Here is a 13,267-nt window from a genome sequence, read left to right on the forward strand (position 1 = left end):
CTCATCTTCGATAGATGAGTGGTTTTTATAATGATTGCGATAGCGCTTCCAATTGGTGGTGCGATATCTATCTGCTGCTGAATCTTTTGCGAATGAATGGAAGTCCATAGATGAGGAACGCTGCAATGTGAGCCAGAATTACGTTAATGGCAAAGAATGCGATCATGAAGGTATGTCCTGTTGGAGATAAACTGCTTGTCATGTAAAGACCGAAGAAAATCCACATAATCAAAATAGGTGGAATTGAAGCTAATGCGATTTTTCTGTTTTCTAGCCATAAAAACAGGGGTGTAGCCGTTGCAATACATAGGTACGCAAAGAACATATCCATCGTATCCAACTCCTTTGTAAGTTGATGTTCAAATCAAATGAGAGGTCTGGATGCAATTGTGTCTGTTTTTAGGAGATATTGTGAACATTTTGTTACAAGTATTATACCACAATTGACTTTGAAGTAAACTCAATAATTGGAAAATGGGCCTTATTCCGTAGAAAGTGGTTTTTTTCCTCATTCCTCAGTACATCTTATGCTGGCTGGATGTTTGCTTGTCATATCGCCACATAGGTCATTGAATTTCCCCCTTAAAATCTGTAAAATGATCTTTTTAAAGGACTTGTGATCGGTTGAAATGAAAGAGTCGAAAGGAATTTTTTCCTATTGTTAGGATGAAAAGTATTTCATTTTTTGAAAATTGATTGGAACCTTTCAGACGTATCTTCCGTCATATTTAAGGTGAGTTGCTTTTATGAAAATTTCAATCTAATATAAATAAGGGATTTTATGTTTTGTAATAAGGGTGGTTAGTTCATGAACAAGCAGAATACATCTCCTTACTATCAAGGAGATTTGATTTTTATATTTTTAGCCTTCTTTGCCATCAGTGTCATTGCCATCTATGCTGCGGGTCAATTTGGGCAGTATGGATCTAATGCATGGACCAGACAGATCATTTACTACATGGTCGGGGTAATATGTATTGTGGCCATTAATTACTTTGACCTCGAGCAATTAGAAAAGCTGAGCTTATATATTTTTATAGGCGGCATTATGCTGTTAATTCTATTGAAAGTCGCTCCTGCAAAAATTGGAAGTTATGACTTTGCTCCAATTAAAAATGGTGCAAAAAGTTGGTTTGTGATACCGGGGATTGGAACACTTCAGCCCTCAGAGTTCATGAAAATTGGCTTGATTATGATGCTCGCTTCTGTCATTGGGAAGGCAACCCCTAGAGGAAAGCGGACATTAGAAGATGATATTTTTCTTCTATTAAAAATTGCTGGTGTGTCTGCTATACCAGTTGGACTTATCTTTATGCAGGATGCTGGTACGGCGGCTGTCTGTATGTTTATTGTCGTTGTGATGGTGTTTTTATCAGGTGTCAATTGGAAACTGATCTCTCTCATCGGTTCCGTGGTTGTACTATTAGTTGCCGCTGTATTAGCCGTAATCATTCTATTCCCTGATTTTGCGAAAACAATTGGTATTCAGCAGTATCAGATTAACCGGATTACCGCTTGGCTTCCTGATAGTTCTACTTCAGCCAATCAAGCGCAGACACAGGATGCATCTGGGTCTGATAAATATCAAGTGGATCAAGCCATTATGGCCATTGGTGCGGGACAAATTTTTGGGAATGGCATTAAGAACTTAAAAGTCTATGTCCCAGAAGCACAAACAGATATGATTTTCTCCATTATAGGAGAAGCCTTTGGCTTTGTCGGCTGTGCATTTGTTGTGATCATGTTCTTCTTCCTGATCTACAGGCTTGTCGTGCTGATCGACCGTATCCATCCTTATAGCCGATTTGCGTCATTTTTCTGTGTGGGATATACAGCCCTGATTGTGATCCATACGTTCCAGAACATTGGGATGAACATAGGCGTGATGCCTGTAACGGGGATTCCGCTCTTATTTATCAGCTTCGGGGGAAGCTCTGTTTTATCTGTTCTTATTGGATTCGGTATCGCATATAACGCAAGTGTTCAATTAACGAAATATCAAAGTTACTTATTTAAATAAAACGGGTAAAGGGCAGTCTAAGCATAGGCTGTCTTTTTTGTGTGAGTTCTAATTTTTGAAAAGGAATATGTCTTTGTCATATGATAGTAGGAGTGAAGGAGGTCTTAGAATTGAATAAAACGATAGAAACCATATTAAATCATCGGTCCATCCGTTCGTTTACAGACGAGCGTTTGACAAAGGAAGAGATACTGACACTCGTCAAAAGTGCACAGGCTGCTTCAACATCAAGCTATGTGCAGGCATATAGCATCATTGGTATAACGGATCAGGAGAAGAAGGCGAGGCTTGCTGAACTGGCTGGCAATCAGCCATACGTTGAGAAGAATGGGCATTTCTTTGTCTTCTGTGCAGATTTGAAACGTCACGATTACATTGCGAAAAAAGCAGGTAAGAACCATCAGGAGTCCCTTGAGAATACGGAAGCCTTTCTCATTAGCGTCATTGATGCGGCATTGGCTGCGCAAAACCTCAGTGTAGCCGCAGAATCAATGGGACTTGGGATCTGCTATATTGGAGGACTGCGTAATCAGCTGAAAGAAGTCTCTGAATTACTTGAAACGCCTTCCTATGTGCTGCCGTTATTTGGTCTGGTTGTCGGACATCCAGCCAATCAATCGTCACAAAAAGAACGGATGCCAATTGAACTGATTTATCATGAAAATTCATATCAGCAAGATGAAGCGCACGTGGATCGTTACTTAAAAGAATATGATGATCGTATTTCAGCATATTATGAAGAGCGAACAAACGGCGAGAGAAAAGATACTTGGTCTGAGCAGATGCTTCGGGGCTTTAGCAAGCCAAAGCGTGCCTTCCTTGGAGATTTTGTGAAAGAGAAGGGCTTTAATCGAAAATAAATAATGACATCCCCCTTTCGATTGAGAGAGGGGGATTTCTGTAAGAGGTGCAACTTAATGAAATTAAGTATACTGGATCAATCTCCTTTGATTGGAGATGCAACGCCTGCTGAAGCGCTGAGACAAACCGTTGAGCTGGCAAAGCAGGCGGAAGAGTGGGGCTATCACCGTTTTTGGGTATCAGAGCATCACTATTCAAACCGGCTTGCAGGATCGAGCCCTGAGGTGCTTCTCGGCCATTTATCAGCCGTTACGTCACACATGCGCATTGGCTCAGGCGGCGTCATGCTTCCTCACTACAGCGCGTATAAAGTAGCAGAGAACTTCAGGGTTCTCGAAGCATTGGCTCCGGGCAGAATTGATCTTGGGATTGGACGTGCCCCTGGAGGTATGCCGATCTCCTCTATTGCACTTCATCATGGTGAACGAAAGCGTCTAGGTGATCAATATCCTGAGCAGGTAGAAGAATTGAAGGTCTATTTACATGATCTAGCGGATGAATTCTACCCGCTGCCTCACCTGACCGCTTCTCCGAAGGTAGAAACCGCACCAGAGGTATGGATGCTTGGTTCATCTGGAGAAAGTGCAAGGCTAGCAGCGAAAGTAGGTGCTGGCTACACGTTTGCTCTTTTTATTAATGGTGAAGGCGGAGAAAACTCTGTGGAGCAATATATCAATCGGTTCGAGCCTTCAGCATTCGGTGGTGAGCCGCGCGTCAGTCTTGCGGTTTTCGTTTTATGCGCAGAAACAGAGGAGCAGGCAGAAAAACTGGCTGTCAGCCTAGATTTATCCTTACTAGCCAATGAACAGGGTCAGAACCTTGGGGGCTTTCCTTCATATGAAGATGCAAAGGCTTATTCATACAGTCCATATGAACAAAAACGAGTGGCTGCCAATCGGAAGAGGATGGTGGTTGGGACGCCATCTTCTGTGAAACAGCAGCTTACAGCACTAGCAAAGGCTTATCGTACAGATGAATTGATCGCTGTGACCATCACACAACGTATGCAAGATCGGCTCACATCGTATCGTTTATTAAAGGAAGCATTTGATGGATAATATGTATCTTTACCGTACGCGCAGCCAATAAAAGGGGCATAGGACCATCATGATAAGGCTTGTCGCTAGCAAGCCAGTAAGCTCGCATGTAAAAGGTAAAAAAATAAACCAAGGTGATCGAAAGATAAATAGCAGTAAAAAAAAGAAACGATCCATAGCCATCTCAACATCAGTCGCTCTTCCTTCATTCATGATAGAAATAAAAAAGCCTTGATGAGCTGATCCGCTCATACAAGGCTTTTTATGTGATTTTCGTTTATTCAGGATAAATGTCGAAAGGTTCTTTCGTTTGAACGGTATCTGATTTACCTTTCAGACTCGCATACGCAACCATTGTATACTCTCCAGCTTCTAGCTTTTGACCTTGATTGATCGTGCCATTCCATTTCAAGCGTTGTTCCCCTTTATCAACATGTTGATAAACACCCGCTTCACCTAAATACTCTCCATCTGTCGAGTAGACGAGGAATGCGAGGTTCTCAGCACCGCCTGGCAGATAGCTGCTAATGACATAGCTTCCAGCACGGTTATCAGGCTCTACGGAAACCGAAGTGACGCGCGGATAATCAGGCTCTTTCACAATCAGTAAAGTAGGGATTTCAGTGACCTTTTTGCCATTTTCGCGGATCGTGATACTGCCTTGGTGCGTTCCTTTTTTGGTTTTTGCGTAATTCACTTGTACCGCGGAAGTAAAGGATCCAGTGGAATTCCCTTTGACGGTGATTTTTTTCGTTCCGTTTGTACTAATGCCGCTGCCATCGAATTTGTAATCAATGGTATAGGTTTTCGGTGCTTTTGAAAGGTTTTCTACCTTGAATTTTTTCGTTTTGATTTGAACGCCTTTTTCTTTTAAGAAAGTGCCGTAAGAATAGCTGGCATCAGAAACGATAGAAGACGCTTGAAGTGATTCGATGATTCGAACGCTGCCTGTTCCCTGTGTGTTGTGAGGGAATGGGCTGCCATTTGCGTCATACAGTTTTTCCGATGTATTCATCATCAATGCTTTGATTTGTTCAGTTGAGTACGATGGTTTTGCTTGCTTAATGATCGCTGCAACCCCTGCGACATGTGGAGATGCCATGCTTGTTCCTTGCTTAGAGCCATATCCGTATGGCTGCGAAGGATCATGCGTCGGGATTGTACTCACAATGCTGACGCCAGGCGCTGATAGATCAGGCTTAATCATCCACGTATCCACAACAGGTCCGCGAGATGAGAAGTCCGCTACTTGTTCACTGAGTTCTTTGACAAATTGAATGGAGAAAGTCGTTGTATTGTTTCCAGCCTCAATGGCTTTGACAAGCGCTGTTCCTTCAGCTTTTGAAAGCTTAATTGTAGGAAGAGCAAGACCTGGTACATCTACTGGAATTTCTCCATCGGTATTGTTATACATGACAACGCCGATCGCACCAGCGGCTTTTGCATTGTCCACTTTATCAACAAAGGCAATGGCTCCGCGTTCAATCACCGCAACCTTTCCTTTGACATCGATGTTTTCAAATGCTTTTTCGTCACCAATACCTGCTGGGACGAGTGTGACTTGTTTTTGGTCAAGTGCTTTTAAATCACTTTCTTGATAATAGCCCATGATTTTTGCCGTAGAATAGTTCGGGAATTTCACATTGTAAAGGCTGTACGGAAGCTGAGTTGCTCCGACAGAAATGGCATCTCTTGACGTACCAGGAGAACCGACTGTCCAGCTGTTCGGACCGCTGTTTCCATTTGATGTAACAGCGACAACGCCTTCAGACATGGCCCAATCGAGTGCGATGCTCGTTGCGTAATCAGGGTTATTGACACTGTTTCCGAGGGATAGGTTCATGACATCTGCTCCGTCAGTGACAGCCCGGTCGATGCCTGCAAGGACGTTCTCAGTTGTCCCAGATCCACCTGGTCCAAGTACACGGTACGCAAGAAGTGTGGCATCTTTTGCGACACCTTTAATTTGCCCATTCGCCGCAATCGTTCCTGCGACGTGTGTACCATGATCTGTGGATTCGCCTCTAGGATCTCCTTTAGGTGTTTCTTGTGGAGAATAGTCATTATCAACAAAATCATAGCCTTTGTATAAACCGAAGTTTCCTTTTAAATCAGGGTGGGTATAGTCAACTCCAGTATCAATGACAGCAACTTTTACCCCTTTGCCAGAATAGCCGGCATCCCAAGCTTTTGGTGCACCGATAAATGGAGCGCTTTTATCCATAAGTGGGGAGACATCCTCATTTGGAAGCTGGACACTTTCCTTTTTCACTTCATCTGTTTTATATGTAACATCCGGATAAACGGCTTTTACTCCGTCAACTGCGAGCAGCTTCGGGATTTCGTTAGCAGGAAGTTTCATAGAGAAACCTGAAAAGACTTTTTCATATTCTTGACGAACACTCGCCTTATCTACCTCTTTGAGTGCTGCTTTCTTTACTTTTGTTCGAGATTTTTTGAGGGAGGCTTTCGTTTGTGCTTCGCCTTCTTGCTTGGCTTCAACTAAGGATTTTTCCTTTAATTCAACAATGACAGTGGTTTGTTTTCTTGAGTTGACATTGATTTCGCCGAAGACTTCTGCTTTTTCCAATTCCATCTTTTTGTTAGATGGAGCGGCAGCAGCCTGTTGACCTGAAAAGAATGTGGATAGAATAAAAATAGTGGAGAACAATAGAACAGAAGAACGAGAGATTCCTTTTTTCAATTAATTTTCCCCTTTCTAGCTGTGTATTTAGGGAGATAGCCTTTCTTTTTGTGGATAAATAGGAAAGATTCACTGCCCGTTATTAAGTATTCAATACGATGAAAACAATTCCTTTACTAAAATGGTCTTATTTTACATAGTTATAAAGAACTATTTTGTTTATAAAGTCGCACTTATGCACAATTGTCTGTTGATAACTCAAATATCCGGATACATATATGGAAAACAAAAAAAATCCATACACAAAATCTAGTGAGAGGGTGTTGATATGTGGATAAACCCTGTTGATAAGGTGTGCTTATCTTTTGGATAGTGTGTGTATAATATTTTTCTTAAAAGATCATGGAACGTGAGGATCTTCTGCACTTTTCAACAAAACCTCTGAAAACTAGTTTGTTTTTTCACCCAGATTGTGACAAACCTCTCTTTTTTCTCGGGATATGATAGGAGCAGTTGTTTTGCTAGAGCTGCTAGATTCTAAGAAAAGCGAGGGATGTTGAGTGAAGAAATTGAAGAGCTGGTTGAGTGTATGGTTTGGTTTCATGATGAATGTGCTTGTGAATCCTGGTGTGATGATGAAGCAAGGCTTTAAAGCGGCCGCAGTGGATGCTGGATTCTTTCAAGTAGTGAAAGAGAGAGAGCTAGAGAAGCTGGCAGAGGAAAATAAGAAGAAGCGCAGGGCAGAGAAACAGTTTCAGCAAAGTCTGATGATGCTTTATGAGAAGGCGACGAGAGAGGCGCGTGCTGGTCCGCTCTTACCTTTACAGAAGAGGTGAAACAGGGTAAAATCCCACATAAGAAACGTTATTTGGTGGGAGAGGATACCCCTTGAAGATATATAAAATATTGAATAACAATGCAGTGGTTGTAAAGGAGGGTGATCAGGAGAAAATTGTGATGGGGCCCGGAATTGCTTTTCAGAAGGGGAAAAATGACGTCGTTCCCGTTCAAAAAATAGAGAAAATATTTGTTGTGCGTGAAGAAAATGAGAAATTCAAACAAATTCTTGCAACATTGCCAGAAGCGCATATTGAGGTGGCAGAGCATATTATCAGTTATGCAGAGGGTGAACTCATGATGCCGCTCAGTGATCATATCCACATATCACTGACGGATCATTTATCCTTCGCCATTGAACGCGTTCAAAAAGGCATTGTGCTATATAATAAATTGCTTGGTGAGATCAAAGTCTTATATAAGCAGGAATATGACATTGGAAAGTATGCCATTCGTTATGTAAAGGAGCGGCTTGGGGTTGAACTGCCGGACGATGAGGCAGGATATGTGGCGCTTCATATTCATACGGCCAAAATGAATACGGAGTCCATGAAGAAGACCGTCAAATACACAACGATGATCAAAGAAATGATCGAGCATATTGAAAGCTATTTTCATCACTCGATTGATGAAGATAGTATATCCTATCAGCGGCTAGTGACACATTTGAGGTATGCACTAGGCAGGTTGGAATCGAATGAAGCATTTCAAATTATGGACGATGAGATGCTGATTTTTATCCAAACAAAGTATGATTCGGCTTACCAGTGTGCACTTGGACTCGCTGACTTGTTGAAAAATGAATATGGACTTCATCTCCCTAAATCGGAGATCGGCTACATCACGCTGCATGTCCAGCGTCTGCATGATGCCGAATTGGTTTAATGGTTGTGCCTGCATGCAGGCTTTTTTTTATGCACACTACTCTTATTAGTGTATATGGGTCAATTGATTCGAAAAAATAGATTGACGCAGGTCGCACTCTTATACTATGATGAAAGCGTAATCAAAATTCGATATCGTGGGATTGTGACTGTCAGGCAGGCAAGACCTAAAATTTGCGTAACGATTGGACGTGTATGTCCTTTGATCGTTGGTGAATTTTAGGTCTTTTTTGTTTTAAAAAAGGAGGAGACAGCATGGATTATCAAAAAACAGCCAAAGAATTAACAAAATTATTAGGTGGTAAAGAAAATGTCATCAGTGCAACGCATTGTGCCACACGACTCAGGTTGGTGATGAAGGATGAGGATCTGATTGACAAAGAGGCCATTGAAGAACTTGAAGGCGTGAAGGGGGCTTTCTCAAGCTCAGGACAATTTCAGGTCATTTTTGGGACTGGGTCTGTCAACAAAGTATATGAGCCATTTGCTCGTGAGACCGGTCTTGAGACAGACGACGAGAAACAAAAGCCTGTCAGCCATGATGAAGCAGTGAAACAAAAAATGAATCCACTTGCACGTTTTGCCAAGACGTTATCGAATATTTTTGTACCAATTATCCCGGCGATTGTTGCGAGCGGTTTATTAATGGGTCTTCTAGGCATGATGAAAGCATTTAAATGGGTTGATCCAAGCTCTGCGATCTTCCAAATGCTTGATATGTTCTCAAGTGCTGCCTTTATCATTTTACCGATTTTAATCGGTGTCAGTGCAGCGAAAGAGTTTGGTGGAAATCCGTACTTAGGTGCAGTCATTGGGGGAATTATGATTCACCCTAACCTGCTCAACCCATGGGGACTGACAGAGGCGAAACCAGAGTATATGCATTTATTCAATTTTGATATTGCTCTTCTTGGTTACCAAGGAACGGTCATTCCAGTCTTATTGACTGTGTATATCATGTGTCTTGTTGAAAAGAATTTGAGAAAAGTCGTTCCAAACAGCATTGATTTACTTGTGACCCCGTTTGTGACGGTGATTGTGACTGGATTTGTGACGTTTATTGCGGTTGGGCCGCTCGGAAGAATGCTCGGTACAGGAATTTCAAATGCACTGACATTTGTTTATGACCATGCAGGATTCTTAGCCGGACTCATTTTCGGAGGTACTTACTCTTTAATTGTGCTCACAGGGGTTCATCATAGCTTCCATGCGATTGAGGCAGGATTGTTGAATGATATTGGAAGGAACTATTTGCTGCCGATCTGGGCAATGTCCAACGTAGCACAAGGCGGCGCGGGATTGGCTGTCTTTTTCTTAGCGAAGCGTGCGAAAACAAAGGAAATCGCGCTTCCAGCAGCATTTTCTGCTTTTTTAGGCATTACAGAGCCTGTGATATTCGGTGTGAACCTTCGCTATCGTAAGCCGTTTATAGCCGCAATGATCGGAGGCGCATTAGGCGGGGCATTCGTTGTCCTCACGAAGGTAGCAGCTAACGCTTATGGTTTGACAGGTATTCCGATGATTGCCATTGCAGCACCATTTGGTTTACAGAATGTGGTAAATTATGTTATTGGTATGTTAATCGCTGTTGCTGTTTCATTTATTCTCACCATCATCTTTAAAGTAAAAGAAGTCGAAAAATAATCAAGGAGTGGTCACAGTCATGACAACAATTGATGCAGCACTTCGTCAAAAGGTAGCAGATCGTATTCGAAACTATGAGCATTTGGTGAAAAAAGATGTGTACCGCCAGCATTTTCATCTGATACCGCCAGTTGGTCTTTTAAATGATCCGAATGGATTGATTCAGTGGAAGGGGATATACCATGTCTTTTATCAATGGCAGCCATTCAAAACGGGACATGGTGCAAAGTTCTGGGGTCACTACACATCTACTGATCTAGTAAATTGGCAGCATGAAGAAGCCGCTCTTGCCCCAAGTGATTGGTTTGATCAAAACGGCTGTTATTCAGGCAGTGCCTTTATAGACGGCGGACACATGTGTGTGATGTACACTGGAAACGTTCGGGATGAACAAGGAAACCGTGAGACATATCAATGTTTAGCTGTTTCAGACGATGGAATTCATTTTCAGAAAAAGGGAGTCGTGGCGACATTGCCAGAAGGATTCACCGCACATTTTCGTGATCCGAAGGTATGGAAGCGAAATGGTCAGTGGTACATGGTTCTAGGTGCACAAAGCCAAGACCTCAAAGGACATCTTGTCTTGTTCACCTCTGATACATTAGACAATTGGACGTTTCAGGGCATGATTGCGGGCAGTGGAAAAAATGGTTTAGACGATTTCGGCTATATGTGGGAATGCCCAGATCTGTTTGAATTAGACGGCCGTGATGTATTGATTGTGTCGCCGCAAGGGCTCAAGCCTGATGGCTTAAAATATCACAATACACATCAATCAGGCTATTTTGTTGGCACATTGGATGATGCGTCTTATCAATATACACACGGAGCATTTGAGGAGCTGGATCGCGGCTTTGATTTCTATGCGCAGCAGACCTTTCAAGACGAATCAGGCAGACGTATTTTAATTGGATGGATGGGTGTGCCTGATCAAGGAGAAGAGCATCACCCGACGATTTCCTATCAATGGATACACTGTTTAACGATTCCGAGAGAGCTCCGTTTAGATGATGAGGGACATCTTATTCAAAAGCCAGTAACTGAGCTTCAGACCATGCGGACAAATGAACAAGAGCATGTATTTTATATTAAGCGCTCTGTTCATTCCATTCCTGTAGATGATATTACTAGTGCAGAGGTATTCATTGATCAAATTGAAACACAGAAAGGGTTTGAATGCTGTATTCGTGCGGCTGCCCGTATCATTTATGATAAAGACGAGGGGAAACTGACATTAGAACGAGATCGATTTGAAGATCGATCAAAGGAAATTCGTGAAGTGGAAATAGAGGAATTACAGGACCTGCATATCTTTATCGATGCATCGTCGATTGAGATTTTTGTAAACGGAGGCAGGGAAGTATTTACCTCACGCTACTTTCCTTCCCCGGGAAATAAATCAATCTCGATGAGTGGCAGAAATGAAACGAAGCTGAAATTGAAGACATGGCATTTACAAAAAGAAGCAGGTCATTGATCTGCTTTTTTCTAGTGAGATCAGCCTGTATCTTAGAGCCTATAGCGTGTATATACAAGGTTGGCCTGAAGCGGTTTGATGACGTTTTACATATATGATAACAGGTTGAATTATGGTATCATTTTAAAATATATACAGCTGAGGCTGACGTTTATCCAAATGCGGTGGGACAAAAAGGGGTTGTTTACTTGAATTCAAAACAGCAACCGACGACTAGAAAACGCTTGGAGACAATGGCAGATCATGTTGAAGATAAACGTGAAGAATATAAAGAATTGCTGATTCAAGTCCAATCTATTCTCGGTGAACCTTCTCTAGAGCAGGAAGAATTAAAAGAGAAGCTGTCAGATACGTATAAACAAATGAAAGAATATGCCTTATTTGTTGAATCCATTGAAGCCTTTATTCGAAAAATGGCGAAAGAATCTGATCAGCAAAAGTAGGTATTCATGTATGGACAAAAGAGTGTACTCAGGAGAGAGTACGCTTTTTTTATGGAACGAAAATGGAAGATGATGACAATTGAAGATAAAGATCTGTTTTTAAATATCGATAAACAAAAAACCGATTCAACTATTATACGAGCTGAATCGGTTTTTGTTGTTTTATTTGTCAAAACGATGAGCAGAATGTTTTGTTGGTCCGATGTAGTTGTTTAGCTTGAATGAGCCTTTGATGGCAGCAGTGATGAATTCTTTTGCTGCATAAATGGCTTCCTTCACGTCTGATCCATTCGCTAGTTCAGCTGTGACTGCCGCAGAGAATGTGCAGCCTGCGCCGTGTGTGTATTGTGTGTCGATTTTATCAGATTCAAGGCGTTCAAAGGTTTGTCCATCATAAAGCAAATCAATCGCTTTATCTTGGCTTAGCTTACCGCCTCCAGTGATGACGACATACTTTGCACCAAGTTCGTGGATGCGTTTTGCTGCTTCTTCCATTTGTTCGATCGTTTTGATCTCACCGATGCCGCTTAATTGACCTGCTTCGAAAAGGTTAGGTGTGATAACGGTTGCCAGTGGCGCGAGCTTTTCACGTAAAGCTTCAGCATGCTCTGGGTAAAGGACTTCGTTTGCACCCTTACAAACCATGACAGGATCAATGACGACATTTTTCAAATCATATGTTTTGATGGTTTCAGCCGCGAGTTCAATCACGTCGACCGTTGGGAGCATACCTGTTTTCAGAGCGTCTACACCAATGCCTTCCACAATTGTAGAGAGCTGCGCACGAATGGTCGCCGTATCGATTGGAAACACCTGATGATCCCATGAGTTATGAGGGTCCATTGCAACGACAACTGTTAAAGCTGTCATCCCGTAGACGTTTTTCTCTTGAAACGTTTTTAAATCTGCTTGGATACCTGCACCGCCGCTTGAATCCGAACCTGCGATGGTGAGTGCTTTATTCATAGACATAGTTGCTGAACCTCCAATGTGATGTGTAACAGTTATTGTTCTATCCCTTATTATAATCAGCTTTTCCATTTATCACAATGAAACGGCATAAAAAAGCGTTCCTCAACGAGAGAAACGCTTCAAATCTTATCTTTTACAAATCACCAATTTCCCTTTTTTCAGTTCCTCTAAAAGTGTTAAGGCTAACTCCTGATCAGCGCCGACCGACATCATTTTGGCCATGAGCTCATCATCCCTCGTGCGAATGACATTGGCTACTTGATCTAAAATCCCTTGATCGACTGCTGTCATGCTTTTGGCATCCGTATACTCAGTTACGGTATCAGAGCGTTCTGGATCGTACGCAAAAACGAAGATGGCATCCTTTGATGAATGTATACTTTCAATGGTCTGTTTCGCTTCTTTGCTATTCTCTACCGTGATATATTCCATAGTGATCACTCCTTTT

12 protein-coding genes are annotated in these 13,267 nt (G+C 42.1%); 8 read left to right on the forward strand and 4 right to left on the reverse strand.

Features of this window, described 5'->3' with window-relative positions; genetic code table 11:
* Window positions 1-67: 67 nt before the first annotated feature.
* Complete coding sequence (locus BA70_RS11035) at window positions 68-331, reverse strand: spore morphogenesis/germination protein YwcE (protein WP_034321979.1); 264 nt, start codon at window positions 329-331, stop codon at window positions 68-70.
* A 477-nt stretch (window positions 332-808) separates the two neighbouring features.
* Between BA70_RS11035 and BA70_RS11040 the strand changes: the two genes are divergently transcribed.
* The 3 genes from BA70_RS11040 (at window position 809) to BA70_RS11050 (ending at window position 3,939) form a co-directional block, all read left to right on the forward strand.
* Complete coding sequence (locus BA70_RS11040; protein WP_034321982.1) at window positions 809-2,020, forward strand: FtsW/RodA/SpoVE family cell cycle protein; 1,212 nt, start codon at window positions 809-811, stop codon at window positions 2,018-2,020.
* 110 nt (window positions 2,021-2,130) lie between these two features.
* The gene (nfsA, locus tag BA70_RS11045) at window positions 2,131-2,880 is read left to right on the forward strand and encodes an oxygen-insensitive NADPH nitroreductase (protein ID WP_034321984.1); all 750 of its coding nucleotides are present in this window, start codon (window positions 2,131-2,133) and stop codon (window positions 2,878-2,880) included.
* A 57-nt stretch (window positions 2,881-2,937) separates the two neighbouring features.
* Window positions 2,938-3,939, forward strand: a complete 1,002-nt coding sequence (locus tag BA70_RS11050) for an LLM class flavin-dependent oxidoreductase (RefSeq protein WP_034321987.1) — start codon at window positions 2,938-2,940, stop codon at window positions 3,937-3,939.
* Between the two features lie 256 nt (window positions 3,940-4,195).
* Here BA70_RS11050 and BA70_RS11055 read toward each other — a convergent pair whose 3' ends face one another.
* Entirely contained in the window at window positions 4,196-6,622 is a 2,427-nt protein-coding gene (locus BA70_RS11055; protein ID WP_034321989.1) for a S8 family peptidase, read from the reverse strand.
* Between the two features lie 500 nt (window positions 6,623-7,122).
* Between BA70_RS11055 and BA70_RS11060 the strand changes: the two genes are divergently transcribed.
* The 5 genes from BA70_RS11060 to BA70_RS11080 all read left to right on the forward strand — a co-directional run bounded on the left by BA70_RS11060 (window position 7,123) and on the right by BA70_RS11080 (window position 11,847).
* Complete coding sequence (locus BA70_RS11060) at window positions 7,123-7,398, forward strand: hypothetical protein (protein WP_034321992.1); 276 nt, start codon at window positions 7,123-7,125, stop codon at window positions 7,396-7,398.
* 52 nt (window positions 7,399-7,450) lie between these two features.
* Window positions 7,451-8,284: a PRD domain-containing protein gene (locus BA70_RS11065; RefSeq protein ID WP_034321994.1), complete on the forward strand. Its 834-nt coding sequence runs from the start codon at window positions 7,451-7,453 to the stop codon at window positions 8,282-8,284.
* Window positions 8,285-8,538: 254 nt separating this feature from the next.
* On the forward strand, window positions 8,539-9,927 hold the full coding sequence (locus tag BA70_RS11070; protein WP_034321996.1) for a sucrose-specific PTS transporter subunit IIBC: 1,389 nt from the start codon (window positions 8,539-8,541) through the stop codon (window positions 9,925-9,927).
* A gap of 19 nt (window positions 9,928-9,946) precedes the next feature.
* Window positions 9,947-11,404, forward strand: a complete 1,458-nt coding sequence (locus BA70_RS11075; RefSeq protein ID WP_034321999.1) for a sucrose-6-phosphate hydrolase — start codon at window positions 9,947-9,949, stop codon at window positions 11,402-11,404.
* Window positions 11,405-11,592: 188 nt separating this feature from the next.
* Complete coding sequence (locus BA70_RS11080; protein ID WP_008359596.1) at window positions 11,593-11,847, forward strand: hypothetical protein; 255 nt, start codon at window positions 11,593-11,595, stop codon at window positions 11,845-11,847.
* A gap of 162 nt (window positions 11,848-12,009) precedes the next feature.
* Here BA70_RS11080 and BA70_RS11085 read toward each other — a convergent pair whose 3' ends face one another.
* On the reverse strand, window positions 12,010-12,819 hold the full coding sequence (locus BA70_RS11085) for a bifunctional hydroxymethylpyrimidine kinase/phosphomethylpyrimidine kinase (protein WP_034322001.1): 810 nt from the start codon (window positions 12,817-12,819) through the stop codon (window positions 12,010-12,012).
* A 126-nt stretch (window positions 12,820-12,945) separates the two neighbouring features.
* The gene (locus BA70_RS11090; RefSeq protein WP_034322004.1) at window positions 12,946-13,251 is read right to left on the reverse strand and encodes a general stress protein; all 306 of its coding nucleotides are present in this window, start codon (window positions 13,249-13,251) and stop codon (window positions 12,946-12,948) included.
* Between the last annotated feature and the right edge of the window lie 16 nt (window positions 13,252-13,267).

This window comes from Bacillus zhangzhouensis (assembly GCF_000715205.1).
Lineage (GTDB): Bacteria > Bacillota > Bacilli > Bacillales > Bacillaceae > Bacillus > Bacillus zhangzhouensis.

Bases quoted from the DNA above. Each gene is read 5' to 3' on its own strand.
- BA70_RS11035 (WP_034321979.1), bottom strand. From the start codon at position 331: ATGGATATGTTCTTTGCGTACCTATGTATTGCAACGGCTACACCCCTG.
- BA70_RS11040 (WP_034321982.1), top strand. From the start codon at position 809: ATGAACAAGCAGAATACATCTCCTTACTATCAAGGAGATTTGATTTTT.
- BA70_RS11050 (WP_034321987.1), top strand. From the start codon at position 2,938: ATGAAATTAAGTATACTGGATCAATCTCCTTTGATTGGAGATGCAACG.
- BA70_RS11070 (WP_034321996.1), top strand. From the start codon at position 8,539: ATGGATTATCAAAAAACAGCCAAAGAATTAACAAAATTATTAGGTGGT.
- BA70_RS11075 (WP_034321999.1), top strand. From the start codon at position 9,947: ATGACAACAATTGATGCAGCACTTCGTCAAAAGGTAGCAGATCGTATT.
- BA70_RS11085 (WP_034322001.1), bottom strand. From the start codon at position 12,819: ATGTCTATGAATAAAGCACTCACCATCGCAGGTTCGGATTCAAGCGGC.
- BA70_RS11090 (WP_034322004.1), bottom strand. From the start codon at position 13,251: ATGGAATATATCACGGTAGAGAATAGCAAAGAAGCGAAACAGACCATT.